The following is a 20,381-nucleotide window of genomic DNA, read 5'->3' on the forward strand; positions in this document are numbered from 1 at the left end:
AAGGCAAACCTACATTTTTATTGTTGCCATACAAAACATACAATTTTGTTTTTTGGCAGATAAATTATAACTTCAAGGCTTCATTCCTAAAAATTCGAGTATCACATCATGAACCAACAAACCTTTGTTGAAAAACTAGGCTATTTCTTGCGAACCATCCTATTCGTAATTATTTGCACCGTATTTATTTTCCTTCTTTTATGGACATTTTGCTACTCCCTTCACGTATTTTATTTGTTTCTGGCAACCTTAATTTTTGCAATTTTTTCATATTTCCGCAAAAAAAATAGAAAATTTATAACCATAACATTATTATCTGGCATTGCTTTATTTGTAATTTCAACGCCTTATAACTTACGCCAGTATAATAACCATGCAGCTGCTTTTCAAGATCAAATTAACCGCGGCTATCATTTACAATTTAAAGAAAAATGCGCCATTTACGGTACTTTATTAATTGTAATTACCGGAGACATAATTCCATTTCCAGAAGCCAGCATCCAAAATTTTTACTTGCTGTTTCCAAAAGAAAGTAAAACCAGAATTTTTTATGATGATGATTTTTTGCAAGCGCCAGATATTCAAAAAATGATGCATCTAAAAGGAAAAAATAGTGTGGCCTGGAATAAATGGGGTGAACGTTTTAATGGTAATTTTAGATTTGCAGCCGCATTTGACCCATGCACTTTAGAGATTACAGATGAAGGAGACCACAAAAAAGCCACATTGGTTACCTATTTTAATTATCGCAAAAACTACACGACACACAATGCAAACCACGTTTTAAATGGCCTATTTGCATTTAGAATTGATGAAGGATTATTTTGGTATTTAGAGCATGAAGGCTGGTTACATCCATACAATTCTGTTTGGATTGCTAAAATAAAAAAATAAAAAAATGCGAACTTTTAAGTTCGCATTTTTGTTTTCCAAGCTAATTATTCATTATTGTGCACCTATTTTATTTACATTTGCAGCACAATGAAAAAGAATATTGTTGTAGCTATTGATGGCTATTCATCTTGCGGAAAAAGTACGCTCGCAAAAGCACTTGCCAAAAAATTAGGCTTTATTTATGTAGATAGCGGAGCAATGTACCGGGCGGTTACCTTATATTTTTTACGAAACAATATTGATATAAGCAATGATGAAAAAGTTACAGATGCGTTACAACATATCGAATTGAATTTTCATTCCAGAGATTACCAATCTCACATTACTTTAAATGGCGAGGAAGTTTCTGATGAAATCCGTTTAATGCCTGTTTCTGAAAATGTTAGTGAAGTTTCTGCTCATAAAGTTGTACGCCATGAAATGGTAAAGCAGCAACAAAGAATGGGCAAATCGAAAAACATTGTAATGGATGGCCGTGATATCGGAACCACGGTTTTTCCGAACGCACCGGTAAAGTTTTTTATGACTGCCGATCCAAAAATCAGGGCAGAAAGAAGGTATAAAGAACTAGAAAGTAAGGGCAATAATTCCACTACTTTAGAAGAGGTTTTTGAAAATCTGGCCCACAGAGACTATGCTGATACAACCCGCAAAGAAAGTCCGTTGGTTAGGGCTGATGATGCTATTATTTTAGATAATACCAATTTAACTCAAGATGAACAATTGGCTTTCGCCTTAGAAAAAGTTGAGCTTCATTTAAATTAAATTACATAATTCATTTTCTTAGCCTACTGAATTAATTTAATTTCATATTTTTAGCGAAACCCTAAAATGCTAATCATGAAATTAAAATTTCTTTCTTTAATTGCCTTATTTATTTGCTTTTCAAACTTTAAATCTCAAGCTCAAAAAGGCTGGATTAATCTTTTTAATGGGAAAGATCTAAAAGACTGGACTGTGAAGATAGCCAAGCATGATTTGAATGATAATTATGGAAATACTTTCCGCGTTGAGGATGGTTTAATGAAAGTGAAATATGATGGCTATACCGATTTCAACCAGCAATATGGACATATTTATTATAAAAAGCCTTTTTCATATTATTTGCTAAGCGTTACTTACCGTTTTGTTGGCGAACAAGCCAAAGGCGGTGAAGGTTGGGCTTTAAGAAATAGTGGAGCAATGCTTCATTGTCAGGCGCCAGAAACCATATTAAAAGATCAGGATTTCCCTATATCAATTGAAGGGCAAATTCTTGGTGGCGATGGCGAGCATGAAAGACATACCAGTAATGTTTGCACCCCTGGAACACAAATCAATTTTCAAGGCAAATTATTTACACAACACTGCCTTGATTCTAAATCAAAAACTTATCATGGGGACCAATGGGTTACCGCACAATTTTTAGTTCTTGGCGATTCTGTAATTAAACACATCATTGATAACGAAGTAGTTCTGGAATATACAAAACCTCAAATTGGTGGTGGCAGTGTTTCAAACTTCGACCCTAAAGTAAAAACTGATGGTACACCACTTACTTCTGGTTACATTTCTTTGCAAAGCGAAAGCCATCCAATCGAGTTTAAAACTGTAAAACTTTTCGATTTACAATCTTATTCAAACAATAAAGAAAAGCTTGATAAAATTTTGAAGAAAATACTCAATCAAAAATAATCACCTAATCTCTGTTCACATCCTTTAAAAAAACTAAGTTATCAAATGAATAAGAAAAAGTTTGTTAGCAGTTTTGAAAGCGATCACGATAACTAAAATTGTTATACAGGGAGCAACTCGTGATGGTGAGATATTTTGCTAAATATTATAATTTCTGAGTTTTAACCTGAGGTTTGTTACCTTTGGCACATTAAATGTGCATAAAGCATTTTAAACTGTGCAAGCATTTTCAGGCTTTGCCAAATCAAACAAATAACATAATGACTAAATTTTTATTTACTTTTTTTGCCCTCACTCTATTAAATATACAACTTCAGGCACAAGAAATGTACCGCGTAAAAGCGGATAGATTGAATGTTAGAGCAACAGCAGAATCATCGAGTAAAGTTATTGGTTATGTAAAACAAGGCGAAACTGTACCTGTGTTGGATGCAACAAATGCTAAATTTTATAAAGTAAAAATTAAAAGTGGCGAAGGTTACGTGAGTAAAGATTTTTTGGAGAAGATTGCTTCACAAACTACGGCTCCACAAAATAATGCAAAGCTAGATATTACTCAAGCAAATAGCCAAACGACTACAACAACAGAAGATATTTATCGGGTAACAACAGATAATCTTCGTGTTAGAGATAAAGCTGACCCTAAAAGTAAGGTTATAGGTTATTTACCAGAAAACGAGAACGTTGCTGTAATAGATTCTACAAACAATAGTTACTTTAAAATAAAAGTAACAAACGGCGAAGGTTATGTAAGTAAAGAGTTTTTAGTTAGAGTATCGCCAGTTAAAAAGGCAGAAGCTCCGGTTGTAGCCGCCTCTGTTCCGAAGATTACTAAAGATTACTCAAACATAATCTTAATGGTTGTTAGCGCAGTTATACTGATTGCCATACTGTTTTTTATCTTTAAATATGCAAAAGGAAATGGTGTATTTATTTCGATTGTAACATTAGTTGTTTTGGTTATGGGCTACTTCTGCTACATTACGTTTTTAAAAGAAAAAACCATTTCTGGCCAGTTTGCAACTACAGAGGATGTTCAATACCAATCATTCGATTTTGAAAGCAAAGATTTGGTGACCGTTACCGATGTTTTTACAGGCTCCTCTTTTAGTTCAAAATACATTATTGAAGGTGATATGATAAAGTTATATGACCAGCAGAATACTATTATGTTATTGATTAGAGATGAAAATACTTTAATTGGTGAAGGGTTTACGAGAGGTGTTTTTACCAAGAAATAATCAGAAACTTCCTTATTAAAGGCTTAGCTTTAAAATTTTTTATCGTTAACGGCTGCCATAGTGATTAAAGTGCTTTTTGATACAGACTTATTCCGCCCAATCGCGTCATTTCAAATATTTAGATAGAATAACGACGAAGCTAATGATAGTAATCTTTTAAATAGAATTAAGCTTCTCTATCAGGAACTTAGAAACCTCGTTAAAATAGCGTTTACGGCCATAACCCATAACCCATTGTATGCCTTGAGTTGCATTAGTAATGAAAACCTCTTCTGCTTCATTCAAAATTTCCGGACTGATTTGCGCTTCAATTAGCTCCATATCATTCATTTTCGCAATTTCCATGATAGCGCTTCTCATTACACCGCCCACACAACCTTCGGTTAAAGCTGGCGTGTAAATTTGCTTGTTGTAAACTACAAATACGTTTGCGCTAATACTTTCGCATAAAAAGCCATTCTGGTTTAAAATCATTGCTTCATCCAGTCGGTTTTGGCTTTTGAAGATACCTGCCATAACATAAAGCAATGCATTTGAGGTTTTGAAATTCGATAAACGATTAATTGGCTTGGTCATTTCATCAAACACATCGATAATTAAACCTTTCGCATTTAATTCGTACAGGTTTGTTTTTAAAGGAATACCTTCTAAAATGTAACCAGCCTTATTTATTTCGGGCGTGTAAACACCAGCACCAGTTCTGTAAACCGATAACCTAAACCTAACATTACCATTCCATTTATTACGCTTGCAAAGCTCAGCAGTTTTCTGTTTGATGAAATAATCATCCATCAAGGCATATCCATCCATTTTAAGTGCTTTCATACCTGCTACAAGCCTATCGGCATGCAACTCTGCAAACTGAAGTTTATTGTTTATCATCCGCATGCTTTCAAATAAGCCATCGCCGAATTTAAAACCTCGGTTAGATGCGGTTAGAACAGGTAATTCTGCTGGCTGAAATTCATCATTAAATAGTATGTATTGCTGAGCCATATTTTAAGATGCCGCGATATAATTTTCCCATTTGTTTAATGCTGCTTTAAAATCGGCAGGCAATGGCGATTCAAAAAACATATATTCTTTTGTTGTAGGATGAATAAAACCTAAACTTTGCGCATGTAGCGCCTGGCGGGGCAATAAATCGAAACAGTTATCTACAAATTGTTTGTATTTATTAAAGGTTGTTCCTTTCAAAATTTTATCGCCTCCATACATGGCATCGTTAAATAACGGATGACCAATGTGCTGCATGTGTGCCCTTATTTGATGCGTACGCCCGGTTTCTAATTCGCAACTGATTAATGTAACATAGCCTAAACGTTTTAAAACCTTATAGTGTGTTACAGACCATTTACCTTTCTCTTCATCATCGTAAATATCCATAACCCGCCTGTCTTTTACACTTCTCCCAATGTAACCATTAACCGTGCCATCATGCTCAATATCGCCCCAAACCAAAGCAATATATTTTCTGGTGATGCTGTGATCAAAAAACTGGCGTGCCAAATGAGTTATCGATTTTTCATTTTTACTAATTAACAACAAGCCGCTAGTATCTTTATCTATTCTATGCACCAAACCCGGGCGGCCATCGTTGCCCGGTAATTGTGGAAGTTGCTCAAAATGAAATGCCAAAGCATTAACAAGCGTCCCTGTATAATTATTAAAGCCAGGGTGAACAACCATTCCAGCAACTTTATTTACCACAAGCAAATCGCTGTCTTCGTAAATAATATCAAGTGGAATATCCTCCGGATAAACTTCAGTATCGCGTGGCGGATGAGGCAAAACAACAGAAATTTCATCCAAAGGTTTAACCTTGTAGCTTGGTTTAATCTGCTTTTTATTCACTAAAACATTACCGGCATCAATTGCATTTTGAATGCGATTGCGAGAAGCATTTTCTACACGAACCATTAAAAATTTATCTATTCGCAGCAGCGACTGCCCTTTGTCGACAATAATTTTTAAGTGTTCATATAATTCTTGTTCTTCTGATTCTTGCAATTCGGCAATATTTTCCATTAGGCAAAAATATGTTTTTAAGTGGATAAAATTTGAATTAAGGATCACAGAAAAAACAAAGAAATATGTTAGCGGGGTATGTTTAGCTTATTTATGCTTCTATTCGCATTACGTTTATGTTAAATATTTTGATTATTAGCATTTTAACCTAAATGAATCGTATCTTCGCATATAAATTACATAACAGCTCCATGAAACAAACGCTCCATTTTCATTTAGGTGTGCAAATATTACCCCAACACCTTACTCTAAAAAAATACTCATTATTCAATTTTATTTGAGAGGTAGCGCATTTTTAAGATGCTGATGCAGAATTAAATAAATGCGCATTAAGTTTATATTAACAAATCAAAAACAATTTGCCAAGAATTAATGTTTGGCTTATTATTTGCTCTCAACTATTAGTAAAACAAAAATCCTATGAAAAATTTTACCCAAAATGTAAAGATTGTTCTAAATTTCTTTCCTTATCTAGTAAGAAAGATATATTTTAAGTAATCACCCGGCTAAAAGAACAAAAGAAACACTTGCCATTAGCAGGTGTTTTTTATTTTTACACGTGTTTGAAAAAATATACAGTCCAGTAGAGCAAATAAAGCTTGCTCCGTTTAACAACCTTTATGTTAAACGAGATGATTTAATCGATCCTTTTATTTCTGGTAATAAATGGCGCAAGTTAAAGTACATACTTCAAAGCGCTGAAAAAGAAGCTAAAAATCATTTAGTAACCTTTGGTGGTGCTTATTCCAATCATCTTTTAGCAACCGCTGCTGTAGCAGCAAAAGCCAGCCTAACTTCTACAGCATTTGTTCGTGGAGAGCGTGTTGAAAATGAAATGCTACTACTTTGTACCCTATTCGGAATGAATTTAATTTTTATCGATAGAGAAGCTTACAAAGACAAAAAATCTTTATTTAAAAAACATTTCGGCGATGATAAAAACGCCTATTTTATTGATGAAGGAGGTGCGTCTTTGCAGGCCACTTTAGGTTGTGCAGAAATTATCGACGAATTATTAGAACCCTATACACACATTTTTTGCGCCGCCGGAACCGGAACTACCGCAGCAGGTCTATTAAAAGGCATTTTAAATCATAAACTTAAAACTAAACTAAACATCATACCTGTTTTAAAGGGTGGAGATTTTATAAAGAACGAGATTTCTAAATATGTTTCGAACACCGAAAATTTAGTATTGCATACAGATTATCATTTCGGTGGTTACGCAAAAACAACCCCAGAACTTATCAGCTTCATAAAGAAATTTACCTCGAGCACCGGTTTATTAATTGACCCGGTTTATACCGCTAAAATGTTTTATGCAGTTATTGATTTGCAGAAAAATAATTACTTCACACACAACGACAAAATACTTACCATACATTCTGGCGGCCTAATGGGGATTTTCGGAATGAAAGATAAATTTACTATCTCATCAACTATTAAATAAGCTCATATTTAACAATAATCAATTGAGCAATAAATGTTTAAATAAAAAAAGCCCATTGACACAATGGGCTTAAAGTTCGCGAAGAGATTGTCGTTTTATAACCTGGGTTAAAAAAGGGAGCAATCATCTTCAGCATGTATTCAATAAACACAACCAAGGGCTTAAGCGAAATAAAATCGACCTTTAATTAAAAATGAAGTTTTATTCAAGACAATCGGCTAGCATTTAATGGAGCAGCAGACATAAAGCCAGCTGTTTGCAAAATTCTTATTTCAAATATATTGCTTTGGGTATTGATTTACAAATGCTTTTTATATTAAGTTTTTAAATCAACATCTTTATTTATAATATCATTTTCAAAAAACTGAGCTAATTCATCAATGGCTTTCAATGAGTTAAAATCATTTGTTTTAAATGGTTTGGCCAGGTGCGCTTTAACCTGCTTATATTTTGCAGATTTAGTTTTATCTTCAACACTGTTAAATGCCGTAACCAGCACAACAAATATTTGATCATAGAAAGGATTTTTTTCTAATTCATCAAGTATTTCCCAACCGCTTAAACCGGGCATGCTTATATCAAGAAAAATCAGGAAATTAATTTCTGCTGATGCCTGGGCATTTATATAATTTAAGGCAGATTGCCCATCGGGAAAATAATCTGTATCCCAAACCGGTCGGCAATCTTCAATCATTATTTTATGAATAAACAAAACCAGTTTATCATCATCTATAACTATTGCCCTTTTACGTTTCATAAAACTTTTAAGTAAAATTTTTTCGATCTGATTTTATATCAACATAAATGTTTTATTGATATCCAAACGAAGATAAAATCAATTTATCAAATTTTTGTAGCCATTCTATTCATTTTTATTCGGAAAGAATTTTAAAACCTCCAAAATATAAGTGTACCGGTAACTTAGGCACTGACCGTTTAGCTGCATTTTTATTCCAAGCATCTAGTTATGGAAATGGTTTGGCAACAGATGATTTGTATATTTTATATACCAATGCTGACGTACGAAATGGCTTCATGAATAGAGCAAGCAGAACAAGTGCTTAAAATTCGGCAAATGTGATAACGAAATATAATAACACTAAAATTTTTGAGGAAGGTGTTAAAGTGATTCGTTTATCAGAAGTTTATTTAATTCGTGCTGAGGCGAGGGCCAAACAAACAGGAAAAGATGCATTAGCTGCAGCAAATTTGGATGTAATTGCAAAGCGTGCTGATGCATCTGTGGCAAAAACAACTGCTACCCGTGCAGCTTTGCAAAGCCTAATTTTAGTAGAAAACCGTAAAGAATTTGCTTTTGAGGGTCATCGTTTGTTCGACTTAACCCGTAATAGATTAGGTTTTACTAAATATCGTACCGGAGGTATTACCATTCCTATTCCTACAAATTCAAATAAAACAATTTTGCCAATTCCATTGGCAGAAATGAATGTATATCCGAATATATAGCAGAATGAAGGTTATAAATAGATTTTCATTAACCCGATAATGCTAAAATGGATTTTTTCATTAATATGTAAAGAGCCATTATTTTTATAAAGATGCTTCATTAGCATAAAAATCTAAATTGCCATCACCCTACTCTTCACAAATGTTTCTGCTTATACATACTTTCAAAACCCAATTAAGTTCTCATCTAATAATGATAGATAAAATAGATTTAATATGTTCTCTAAATTAAAACACTAAAACTGTTCAACCTTTTGCTCATTTGTCTCAATTTTGTTCATTATGCCCAAAAGTTTCCATAACTAATTAACTTTAGCCAAATCGCTTTTGAAATCTACCTTCAATTGCAACATAAACCCTGCTAACCAAAGTATTTTGCCAAAAGGCATTTAATATTCACCTACCTATGAAAAACATTATTTTATTTTTTTTTCTGCTAAGTAGCCATAGTTTGCTTGCTCAAAAACCCTTTGTAGATTTATCAGGTTTTAAGAAAAATGGCGCAATTGCTACCGTAAATCAAAAAATAATAACTTTAAGCTGGCCTGCCGGCGAAAAAGGTGTAGGAAGAATACAATTAGATTTGGATGAAAAAAATCCGTTATTCAAAAGTATCGAGTTAGGAAAAGGCAATAAATTTAAAGAGATTATTGCGGGATTAGACCCGGCATTTGTACTTACAATTGGTAAACGTACACTTAGCCCATCAAGCGGTGGTTGGGATGTATTTTTCGATAGAGTACCTCGAAAACCTTATAAATCTTATGCGGTTGATATTGCGAAGAAAAGTGCAAAAATATCAACAAACGGACAACATACTATCGTTACCATTGCCGGTGCAAATGCAGATAGATTTAAGGGCAATATAGAAATTACCTTATATAGTGGCAGTCCGTTATTTAATGTGGCAGCAGTTTTATCTACAGAAACAGATTCTACGGCAATTCTTTATGATGCAGGTTTAGTTAATAAAAAAGCTTTATGGAAATCGATGGCATGGGCTGATATCGATGATAAAATGCAATCGAGCAAACCAACCGCTAGCGATACCAGCCGAAATTTAGAAGTTAAATACAGAACCATAATTGGAGAAAGCAATAATGGCAGTTTGGCTTTATTCCCTGCACCGCACCAATATTTTTATCCTTTGGATGAAGCATTCAATCTGAAATTCACTTGGTACGGCAAAAATTTTCATAATTTGATACCAGAATTTGGAATGGGTACAAGGCAAGATCCATTAGGCGATAAAAGATATGTGCCTTGGTTTAATGCGCCACCAAAAACCGAACAACGCCTTAATTTTTTCTGCTTGATAGATACTGATGATGCGACAAAAACGCTTGATGAAGTAAAACTATTTACACATGGTGATAAATTTAAACCGGTTAAGGGCTACAAAACTTTGGCTACTCATTTTCATAATGAGTTTATTAGCGATGTGGCACTATCTGGTAAGGAAATTCCTGAAAAGCCTGAATTTGTAGATGTGCTTAAAAAACACGGTTTAGATATTGTAAAGCTTGCAGAGTTTCATGGACCGGGCCATCCTAAAGGACCTGAAATTGAAAGAATAAAGGAGCTAAAATCGCTATTTGAACAAACTAAACGACTCTCTGATTCAACCTTTCTGTTGTTACCCGGAGAAGAAGCCAATAACTTTTATGGTGGCCATTGGCTTGCATTTTTCCCGAAACCGGTTTATTGGATTATGTCGCGGAAAGCTGAAGAACCTTTTCTTACAGATGTAGCCAGGCTTGGGAAAGTTTATCGCGTTGCGAATAAAGAAGAAATGCTTAAATTATTGGAGCTGGAAAATGGCTTAGCCTGGACTGCTCATGCACGCACGAAAGCATCAACAGGTTATCCTGATAATTATAAAGAAGAAGCATTTTTTAAATCAGACACCTATTTAGGAGCAGCCTGGAAAGCAATCCCTGCAGATTTATCTATTGCTACATTAAGCCAGCGTGTTTTAAAATTATACGATGATATGGCCAACTGGGGCTTAAAAAAACATGTATTATCAGAAGCGGATATTTTTACAATTACACATCAGAATGAAATGTATGCGCACTTAAATGTTAATTATCTGGAAATGGACAAGCTACCAAATTTCGAGCAAGGTTGGCAACCCGTTTTAGATGCACTTAGAAAAGGGAAATTCTTTGTATCTACCGGAGAAGTTGTGATTCCAAATTTTAGCATCAATAATAAAAAATCAGGCGAAGCCTTAAAATTAGATGATGCGGGTAATGCATTAATTAAGCTGAAACTGGATTGGACTTTCCCGATGAATTATGCAGAAATTGTTTCGGGTGATGGAAAAGAAATATATCGGGAACGCTTTAATTTGAATGATACGAGCGCTTTTGGCCAGAAAGATTATAGTTGGAAAGTTAATTTAAAAGGGAAAAAATGGGTAAGATTAGAGGCTTGGGACATAGCAGCCAATGGTGCTTTTACGCAAATGATTTGGCTGGAGTAATTTCCAGCCAAATCATTTCTTTTTTAGTTCAGCCCGATTTTAATTAAATTGAAAGAATAAGGTTTTAAGCGAACATTTAGGCCTTTACCTTTCATATTGTAAATACTTTTTTGCGGACTAACCGCTAAAGGATTTTCAAAAGAATTCAATTGATTTAAATTATCATCGCTCATCGTTTCTATCGAATATTTTGATTTTAGTTTGGCCTTTCCGAGCAGAGTAAAATCAATATGCTGCTCTTCCGCAGCATTATTTGCAATTTTTATTATTAATTCTTTTTTGGTTTTATCCAATACCGATGATGCATATAATCCATTTTGCCCGGTAATATTTTTTCCATTTAAAGTTATAGCTATTACATCGGTACCTTTATTTGTAGAAAAAAGCTTTTGTACATAATAATCTGGTGTTCCGTACGATTTTAAATTATCAACCCAAATCATATCAGGCGCCCATTGCCATGCATCTACATGAGCAAAAAGTGGTGCATACGATGCCATTTGAACAACATCGGCGTTACGCTCTAAACCTGTCATGAGCGATGCAGAAGCCAACGCACTTTGCCAGTTATTCTTTTCCTTACCAGTTAAATTTTTATCAGCATGTACAGCATATTCCCCTACAAAAACTTTGGTATCATTTCTTGGATAATTATCATACCGACCGGCGTTTTTTAGAAACCACTCTGCCGAGCGATAGTAGTGCTCATCGATAAAATCTGCCTTTTCATTTCTTAAGTAATTATCGAGCAGGTTAAAACGATCGCCTTCTGGGTCGGTGCCAGAGCTATAAATTAATTTGATGTTTGGATACTTTGCCTTGATTGCAGCCTTAAACAAAGCCACACGCTCCATATACTGCGGACCCCAATTCTCATTTCCTACGCCTAACATCTTTAAATTAAAAGGTTTTGCATGCCCTAATTCAATTCTTTTTTTACCCCAAACGGTAGAAGCATTGCCATTGGCAAACTCAATTAAATCCAAAGCATCCTGAATGTAAGGCTGCAATTCATCGAGCGCAACCACTTCGCCAGAATTAAACTGGCAAGCCATACCACAATTTAAAATCGGTAATGCATCCGAGCCTATATCTTCTGCCAATTGAAAATACTCAAAAAAACCTAAGCCAAAGCTTTGGTAATAATCTGGCGCAGGGCGATGAGCAAATTCATTGTTCCACCGGTTTACAATCATTTTTCTACCTTCAATTGGTCCGATTGTATTTTTCCATTGATACCGATTAGCTAAATCGGTGCCTTCTACAATGCATCCACCAGGAAAACGGATAAAACCTGGCTTCATATCTGCTAACAACTGAACCATATCAGCCCTTAAACCTTGAGGTCGGTTTTTCCAGGTATCTCCAGGAAATAATGAAATCATATCTAAATCGATATGGCCATTGCCTTTAAATACAATAGAAAATTTGGCTCTTGCACTACTTTCTGTCGCAACAAAACTTAGCGATTGTTTATGCCATCCATCACCAATATTATCGGGTTTAAAATCACCCTGAGCGATAATTTTATTATTTTCATCCTTAAGCTGTAAAACCATGGTAACGCCAACTTTTGCCTGGCGATACATTACAGAAAAATTATAACTCAAATCTTTTTTTACACCAATTCCTTTAAAACCTTCATTTACAAGTTCAAAATCGGTAGTGTTTTTGTGCACTTGCAAATACCTTGGGTTTGCCTGATTTACTTCTTTGCGATTAACAACCAAAACTTCGCCTTCTTGCGGCTTATCTCTAACGATAGACCAACCCATTAATGGCTTCGCAAATTCGAAAGACCTGTTCTTAATTAATTCTGCATAAATGCCACCATCAGCCCCAAAATTAATATCCTCAAAAAAAACACCCCACATATTTGGCTGCACTTTGGCAATGCTTTTATCCGTCTCCAAGTTTATGATATGATGATTTTGAGCATGGACAAATGATACTGCAAAAAACTTAATCGCAATAACACTGCAAAACCAATACTTTAAATTTGAATGGATTGTCATTAGAAATATTTTTTTTTATAGATAAGTCTTTAATTTCCAGATGTTAATATGGAAACCGGGAACCAAACACTCATTTCGCCTAAACCTCTGTTTGCCCAGGCATAATAAGGAATTAACTTTAAAGCAACGTCTTTATTATTTTCAGTTGAAGATTTTGAATGCGCTTTACCTTCTAATTGTACAACACCGTTTAATAGTTCAGGATGATATGCATATTTAAATTTTTGGGTTTCAAGAATTTCTAAGGCACTTATTTTAGCTACATTATCGGCAGCTTCAGCGCAATATGTTATTGGCCCGCGTTGAAAACTCAATTTATTCATGTCTTCTTTCAGAATATCATTTGCTATAACATTTTTTACCTCCATTGGAAGAACATATTCAATTTTATCTCCAGGCTGCCAAGTTCTTTCGATAGTAACATAACCATCAATGAGCTTATATTTTACTGCTTTTCCGTTTAGTTTGATACTAAATTTACCTTGATTTTTTTGCTGAAATTTGTATAAATCAGAAGGTATAGCTTCGTTATTGGCCCATCCCGGTAAGCGGAATTTTAATGCAAAATTTGTAGCTACAGTAGGTTCAATATCAAAGTTTAAATTTCCATCCCATGGGTAATTATTTTTTTGAGTGATACTAACCGAATGATTGCCAATATTTAAATTGGTAGAACTTGCAACAAATAAATTAATGTAAACCTGATTTTGAGTTTGCGCATAAATATAACCACTTAATGAGGGTAAAAAACGCGACATATTGGTTGGGCAGCACGAGCATTCAAACCATCCAGAACGACCAGGCTCTACATCTTTATGCTTAGGTCCATCAAAAATTTGCATTGCATTTGTATAAAAAAATGTTTTACCATCCAAGCCCACGCCCGATAACAGAGCGTTATACATTACCTTCTCCATCACATCAATATACTTAGAGTTTCCATGTAGTAAAAACATGCGCTGGTTCCAGTATACATTGCCAATGGCGGCACAAGTTTCGTTGTAGGCAGTAGCATTTGGAAGTTCATAATTATCTCCAAAACGTTCTCCATCTGGTACGGCACCAATACCACCGTTAACATACATTTTTTTACTGCACATGTTATCCCAAATTTTATCTATTGCAGCTACATACATTTTATCACCTGTTAAGGCAGCTACATCCGCAACGCCTGCATATAAATACATGGCCCTAACTGCATGGCCTACTGCTTCTGCCTGTTGTGTTATTGGTAAATGATCTTGCCAGTAAGCACCGTTTTTCCATGGGTTTGAATCTTTGGTATCGTACTTTTTAATGCCCCTTTGGTTGATAAAGAATTTGGCCAGATTTAAATATTTTTCGTTTGATGTTATACGATATAAGCGCACCAAAGCCATTTCTATAATTTCATGTCCGGGTGCTACTGCCAGTTTACCTTCTCCAAAAGTATTAACCAACAAATCGGCATTTTTTATTGCAATATCTAATAAATTACGTTTTCCGGTTGCCTGGTAATGCGCAACAGCTGATTCTATTAAATGCCCTGAATTATACAACTCATGACTCATATTTCCTTCATTTACCCAGCGTTGTTTACCAGACCACGATGGTGGATTAGCCGGATTAATTGTTCTAGCTGTATACAAATAGCCATCAGGTTCTTGAGCATTTGCTATAACCACAACTAATGAATCGATGTACCCTTCTAATTTTTTATCAGGATATACAGCCAGTGAGTAAGAGGCGCCTTCTATAGTTTTGTAGATATCCGTATCATCAAAAACAAAAGTTGTACAAAACTTACCGGTTTTGGAGGCGGCCATTTCAAAATTTTTTATTCTTCCGGTGTTTTCACATCGGGCAAAAGATGTTGGTATGGTTACTAATTTATTTGTTTCGATACGGGGCAGCCAAAACTTATCAAGCAATTTTACCTTCGTAAATTCTATTGGTTTTATAGTATAATCTTGTAGGTTTTGCGCATGCGATAAGTTCGCAATCAATACCAAAAAAATAAAAATCCTTTTCATCTTTTGTTTTTAAATCATCGTGTAAAGTGGAGCGCAAAAATTTATTTAAGATAAAAAACTTCTTCCAGAGGGAAAGAAAGCGGCTCATTAGTTGCACTGGTTTCCATAATATCGCTCATATAAGCCCACCATTTTTGCATAACAGGTTGTGCTGGCAAGGCTTTTAGTAATACTGAATTGTGAATTTTCAGTACTGCAAACAGCTCAGCATTATCTCTATCTAAAAAGATTGAATAATCAGATACACCTGTTTCTGTTAATAAAGCAGACAATTCCGGCCAGATAGCGTCGTGTCGTTTTCGATACTCCTCTTCAAAACCTTTTATTAATTTCATTTTAAAGGCAATCCGCTCCATTTGCTATTTTTTAAGGGAATTAAGAATTGGCGTTTCTATCGCCGTGATTGTTGCAGCCTTATCATTTAGTAATTCTAAAACCTGAATGCTGTTATCACCCGTTTTCAACCATTCTTTAGGAACATAAATAGTTTGTTGCGGACCAATTGACCAATATTTTCCCAAATTATGTCCGTTAACCCAAACCACACCTTTACCCCAATTTTGCATATCCAAATAAGTATCTCCGGTTTTTGAAAGTTTAAAAGACCCTGTGCTAAATGTTGGTCCGAAGTTAGATGTATTAGTCGATTGCTTTTTGGCAAAACCTTCTACATTACTGAAAGGCAAACTAAACATTTTCCAATTTTCTATTACAGCGCCATTAAATGAAACATTTTCGGTTATACCTTTTTTGTTTTCTAATAAATACTTACCAAAATTAATCCGCCCCATATTTTCTACAAAAATATCCAACTGTAGCTTTCCGCTTGGCAAATCAAGGCTTAGGCTATCCTGATTTAACCTCCTATCTAAAATACCAACCTGTTTACCATTGATAAAGATGATTGCATAATCTCTCAATTTATTGATTTTAAGTGAACCTTTTTTACCCCCAGTTATTTGCGTACGGTAAAGCATGTAGCCATAATCTTGCTTTAAATCTTCAAACGTTAGCGGCTTAGCATTTTCTACACCGGTAGTAAGGTTATTAAACACGTAATATTTTTTATCAAGCTGAAAAGGTTTAATAGAAATTGCCAACTTAGCCGCCGGAATGGCCGTAAGTTTAACATCTTTAGGCAAGTGTTTTTGAATTACTGCCCTAAACTGTTTAAATTTTTCTGTTGCATTACCGGCTTCATTTAACGGTGCATCATAATCGTAACTACTTATTTGAGGCTCATAAGGCGAGGTATCTTTATAATTTGCGCCATTCATAAATCCTCTCGTTGTTCCTCCATGAAACATGTACATATTTATAGAAATGCCTGCTTTTAATACAGAATCTAATTTGCCCGTGTATTGCTCAGCCGGAACCGTGTGGTGCGGCGTACCCCACCAATCGAACCAGGCCGGATACCATTCAGCTATAAAGTACGGACCAACGCCATTGTGGTATTTGTTAATTGCAGCTTTTACCCTATCAGGATTATCCTGACCATTAATTGCAGGTAGCAAACCGTTTAAATGACCGCCTACAATATCAACCTCAGGATCGCAAGTGTATAATAAACCATCAAAACCAGCTTCTATAAACATCTTTCTGTTGATGGCTAAATATTCCTTATCTGCCGCGAAAGAACCATATTCATTTTCTACCTGAACCATTAAAATATTACCACCATGATTTACTTGTAATGGGGCAAGTTGTTTTCCAACAGCGTTGATGTATTTTTTATATTCATTTAAATATTCTTGCTGCTTACTTCTAACCACAAGCGATTTTTCGTTTTGCAACCAGTAAGGGTAGCCACCAAACTCCCATTCGGCACAAACGTAAGGGCTTGGCCTTAAGATAACCCATAAGCCTTCTTCTTGGGCAATTTTTACAAAAGCAGCAATATCGTTGTTACCTGAAAAATCAAACTTGCCCTTTTGTGGTTCGTGTAAATTCCAGAAAACGTAAGTACCAATGGTATTTAAGCCCATCGCCTTCGCCATTTTCATTCTATCTCTCCAGGCTTCTTTTGGTACCCTCGGATAATGGATTTCTCCGGAAATGATTTGGAAAGGTTTATCATCCAATAGAAAATTATTATCGCTTAATTTAAAGCTGTGCTGAGCATTTTGAGCATAAACTGATGCTGAAATACACAAAACCACAAGCAAGAAAATGTATTTTTTTAATGTGTTCATAAATAGATTTTTTGGCAAAAGAATTTTAGCATTGCAATTTTATGCAACGTAAAGCAACCCTTGTCGGTGTAATATTTTACTTAAAGATGTTAAGATCCCACTTGTCTAGCCAGCTGATCTCCATTTTTTGGTTATTAAACTTAATTGGCAACCATAGATAGCGGCCATCAATAGCATTTTTTGGTGCCCACTTATCAGCCATAAAAATAAACTGCCCTTTTTTTCCGGGTGCAGGTAACACGTATGTGCTTTGGCCACCATAGGTTATGTTGGCGTTTTCACCTACGCAGGGATTACCCATGTATTCCCACGGACCCCAAATAGAATTTGATTTGAACCACCTTGCAGGATTTGGATCCCAGCCTGTACAACCTGAACCAACCATATAATAAGTTCCATCCTTTTTAAAAAGCGCAGGAGCTTCAGTTTGATGCCCTACATAAATCCTTATAAATTTTCCGGTATGGCTTAAGTAATCATCACTTAACTCTGCTAAATGAAGTGTGAAATTTTCTTCAGATGAAAAAATATGATAGGCTTTACCATCATCATCAACAAAAACAGTCATATCTCTAGCCATTTGTCCGCCAGGTAAATCGCGACAGAAAAAACCATCACTTTTATTGGCTGGCTTTGTACAGTTTACCTGATCGGCCAATGATGTTCCTTCAGGATAAAAAGGCAAAATACCCGGATTTGGGCGATAGCTTTTAACGAATGTATATGGCCCGGTCGCTTTGTCGGCAACAGCAAGTCCGGTGCGGGCAGCTTCGTAACCTTTACCTAGTAACTCCAGGTGAAACCACATTACAAATTTCTTTGTTTTCTTATTGTAAACAACTTTTGGTCGCTCCAGAATACAACCCTTTGCAATGTCGCTTTTTAAATCATCAGAAACCCGAAGCGCTATACCTTCATCTTTCCAATTGTATAAGTCTTTTGATGAATAGCAATGTACACCAACCTGTGCAGTATTTCCTTTTTCGCCTGCTACTTTATGTTCTCCAAACCAATAATAAACACCTTTACTTTCCACTATCCCTCCGCCATGGGCATTAATATGAACACCCTTATCATCTTTCCATAATTGTCCGGGATAAAAAGCATTTTGCTTTTTCTGAGCAAATACCACATTGGTTGAAAAAGCAATAATTAGCCAAAGGAAACAGGAGATTTTAATTTTAAGCATGATTTTTTATTTCGGGTTGAAAAGGCAAGTTAGTGAATAAAAAATATCGGGAAGACAAAAAAGCGTCTCCCCGATTAACTAACCACAATAAATTAGTATCCAGGATTTTGTGTTAGCACAGCATCCTTATTTAGTTGAATTTCACCTAACGGAATTGGTAATAAAAGTGCTTTTGAAGTTAAGCCTGTAATTGGTTTTGATTTATCGCCAGAATTTAATCTTAATGCTCTTTCTACCAAAGTTCCGGTTCTCATCAAAGTCATCCTTCTGTTTTCTTCACCAATTAATTCTCTTGCACGCTCATCTAAAATAAAATCTTTAGTCATTTGCGCAGCTGTAACCTGGTCGGCATTTGCTCTTGTTCTTAGCACATTAATTGTATTTGCCGCTTCTGCTGTTTTACCTTGTGCAACCTGAGCTTCAGCTAATAATAAATAGGTTTCTCCTAAACGCATTAAAATAAAATCTTTAATCATAGCGAAACCGAATGTATCATTTGGATCAAAAGCGCCCCATTTTGTTGTACTTGGGCAGATATTTATCAAAGTATCTGGTCCTGTAAAAGGTACTTGCTTACCAAATCTGGCTGCATAAGTTGGACTTGGATCATTGTAATAATACTTTCTGCGGATGTTGTACTGAGAATTACGAATATCATTTCCTTTGTATAAACCATACAATACCCAGTTACTTAAACGTAACCTACCAATAGATCTTCCACCCAATGAATCGGCTAAGGCCATACCAGCAATGTTGTAATATGCAGCACCCCATACCCTTCTTTGTTGTGGCGAATTTGTTATCCCACCAACAACTGAATTTGGATTTTCTTGCTCCAACACCCAGATAGATTCGGTGTTGCCTTGCGAACGGCGTTGGTTGCCATATTGAAACATATCCGAATAATAATCGCCAGGTAAACTGGTTTTTGCACCAAATCTGTTTTTAATTAAACTAAATTTTCCGCTCGAAATAATTGCTTGAGCTTGTGCTTCGGCCAAGTCAGGCTTATTCATACGAAGATATACTTCTGCCAGAAGTTGCATAGCCATAAACTTATTTGCTCTGCCATACATTTTACCTTTAGTATTGGTTTTTACCGCTTCAATATCGGGTAAATTGGCAACTGCATAAAGTAAATCACTAACGATAAAATTATTTACATCAGCAATCGGTGCCCTAACAAAGTCAATCTTCGGACCTGTTAATGCTTTAGTAATTAAAGGAACACCACCGTATAATGTTGCTAAATTATTGTAAGCATAAGCTCTGAAAAATTTAGCTTCGGCACTAACCTGTGCTTTACCTCTGGCGCTTAAACTTGTTGTTGAAGGATTTTCTACACCATCTACAATTGTATTTGTTAAGTTAACCAAAATGTAATACCTGTTCCAGGTACGGGCAGAACCACCATCGGTTGCGGCAAGGGTTTCGTAATTGTAATAAGGTATTTCTACACCTTGCTGGTTATTTGTTGCGTTTGCAACATCAGTACCAACTTGCCAAACACTTGGCCATCCTTGTTGGTCAGACCACGAGAATATGGTACTGGTATGGTTATAAAGCCCAACTAAAGAAGCTTCGAATCCAAGTGAATCTGTAACTGTTAAAGGGGTGTAAGAAGAGAAAGGTTTTTCATCCAAAAAGGCCTTTTTGCAAGATGAAAATGCGAAAAGCATAGTCACTGCGGCTGCTATAATTGTTATATTCTTTTTCATGATAAATAAA

16 protein-coding genes are annotated in these 20,381 nt (G+C 35.4%); 7 read left to right on the forward strand and 9 right to left on the reverse strand.

What is annotated here, in order from left to right:
• Positions 1-108: 108 nt before the first annotated feature.
• From LUA90_RS15480 to LUA90_RS15495, 4 genes are all read left to right on the forward strand, one after another.
• On the forward strand, positions 109-894 hold the full coding sequence (locus LUA90_RS15480; protein ID WP_231491552.1) for a hypothetical protein: 786 nt from the start codon (positions 109-111) through the stop codon (positions 892-894).
• Positions 895-981: 87 nt separating this feature from the next.
• Positions 982-1,659 (forward strand): (d)CMP kinase, encoded by a 678-nt coding sequence (cmk, locus tag LUA90_RS15485; RefSeq protein ID WP_231464972.1) that lies wholly within the window; start codon positions 982-984, stop codon positions 1,657-1,659.
• Positions 1,660-1,734: 75 nt separating this feature from the next.
• Entirely contained in the window at positions 1,735-2,568 is an 834-nt protein-coding gene (locus LUA90_RS15490) for a DUF1080 domain-containing protein (RefSeq protein WP_231464971.1), read from the forward strand.
• Between the two features lie 260 nt (positions 2,569-2,828).
• A complete protein-coding gene (locus LUA90_RS15495) occupies positions 2,829-3,809 on the forward strand; it encodes an SH3 domain-containing protein (protein ID WP_231491554.1) in 981 nt (326 codons plus the stop codon).
• Between the two features lie 156 nt (positions 3,810-3,965).
• Here LUA90_RS15495 and LUA90_RS15500 read toward each other — a convergent pair whose 3' ends face one another.
• Both LUA90_RS15500 and LUA90_RS15505 read right to left on the reverse strand, forming a co-directional pair.
• Entirely contained in the window at positions 3,966-4,805 is an 840-nt protein-coding gene (locus tag LUA90_RS15500; protein WP_231491556.1) for an aminotransferase class IV, read from the reverse strand.
• Between the two features lie 3 nt (positions 4,806-4,808).
• Positions 4,809-5,837 carry an RluA family pseudouridine synthase gene (locus tag LUA90_RS15505; RefSeq protein ID WP_231491557.1) on the reverse strand — a complete coding sequence of 343 codons (1,029 nt, stop codon included), beginning with the start codon at positions 5,835-5,837 and terminating at the stop codon, positions 4,809-4,811.
• Between the two features lie 559 nt (positions 5,838-6,396).
• On the opposite strand from LUA90_RS15505, the gene LUA90_RS15510 reads away from it, so the two are divergent.
• Positions 6,397-7,287 (forward strand): 1-aminocyclopropane-1-carboxylate deaminase/D-cysteine desulfhydrase, encoded by an 891-nt coding sequence (locus LUA90_RS15510; RefSeq protein WP_231491558.1) that lies wholly within the window; start codon positions 6,397-6,399, stop codon positions 7,285-7,287.
• 316 nt (positions 7,288-7,603) lie between these two features.
• Here LUA90_RS15510 and LUA90_RS15515 read toward each other — a convergent pair whose 3' ends face one another.
• The gene (locus LUA90_RS15515; protein ID WP_231464961.1) at positions 7,604-8,044 is read right to left on the reverse strand and encodes a response regulator; all 441 of its coding nucleotides are present in this window, start codon (positions 8,042-8,044) and stop codon (positions 7,604-7,606) included.
• Positions 8,045-8,364: 320 nt separating this feature from the next.
• Between LUA90_RS15515 and LUA90_RS15520 the strand changes: the two genes are divergently transcribed.
• Positions 8,365-8,754: a RagB/SusD family nutrient uptake outer membrane protein gene (locus LUA90_RS15520; protein ID WP_231491559.1), complete on the forward strand. Its 390-nt coding sequence runs from the start codon at positions 8,365-8,367 to the stop codon at positions 8,752-8,754.
• A 406-nt stretch (positions 8,755-9,160) separates the two neighbouring features.
• A complete protein-coding gene (locus tag LUA90_RS15525) occupies positions 9,161-11,242 on the forward strand; it encodes a hypothetical protein (RefSeq protein ID WP_231491560.1) in 2,082 nt (693 codons plus the stop codon).
• A 23-nt stretch (positions 11,243-11,265) separates the two neighbouring features.
• Here LUA90_RS15525 and LUA90_RS15530 read toward each other — a convergent pair whose 3' ends face one another.
• From LUA90_RS15530 to LUA90_RS15555, 6 genes are all read right to left on the reverse strand, one after another.
• Positions 11,266-13,257 (reverse strand): alpha-L-arabinofuranosidase C-terminal domain-containing protein, encoded by a 1,992-nt coding sequence (locus tag LUA90_RS15530; RefSeq protein WP_231491561.1) that lies wholly within the window; start codon positions 13,255-13,257, stop codon positions 11,266-11,268.
• A gap of 29 nt (positions 13,258-13,286) precedes the next feature.
• The gene (locus LUA90_RS15535) at positions 13,287-15,269 is read right to left on the reverse strand and encodes a glycoside hydrolase family 127 protein (protein WP_231491562.1); all 1,983 of its coding nucleotides are present in this window, start codon (positions 15,267-15,269) and stop codon (positions 13,287-13,289) included.
• A gap of 41 nt (positions 15,270-15,310) precedes the next feature.
• Positions 15,311-15,625 (reverse strand): L-rhamnose mutarotase, encoded by a 315-nt coding sequence (gene rhaM, locus LUA90_RS15540; RefSeq protein ID WP_231491564.1) that lies wholly within the window; start codon positions 15,623-15,625, stop codon positions 15,311-15,313.
• Positions 15,626-15,628: 3 nt separating this feature from the next.
• Entirely contained in the window at positions 15,629-17,464 is a 1,836-nt protein-coding gene (locus LUA90_RS15545; protein WP_231491566.1) for a beta-galactosidase family protein, read from the reverse strand.
• Between the two features lie 76 nt (positions 17,465-17,540).
• A complete protein-coding gene (locus LUA90_RS15550; RefSeq protein ID WP_231491567.1) occupies positions 17,541-18,653 on the reverse strand; it encodes a glycoside hydrolase family 43 protein in 1,113 nt (370 codons plus the stop codon).
• Between the two features lie 92 nt (positions 18,654-18,745).
• Positions 18,746-20,371 carry a RagB/SusD family nutrient uptake outer membrane protein gene (locus LUA90_RS15555; protein ID WP_231464945.1) on the reverse strand — a complete coding sequence of 542 codons (1,626 nt, stop codon included), beginning with the start codon at positions 20,369-20,371 and terminating at the stop codon, positions 18,746-18,748.
• Positions 20,372-20,381: the final 10 nt, after the last annotated feature.

Origin of the sequence: Pedobacter sp. Leaf170 (assembly GCF_920984665.1) — a bacterium.
Taxonomy (GTDB): Bacteria; Bacteroidota; Bacteroidia; order Sphingobacteriales; family Sphingobacteriaceae; genus Pedobacter.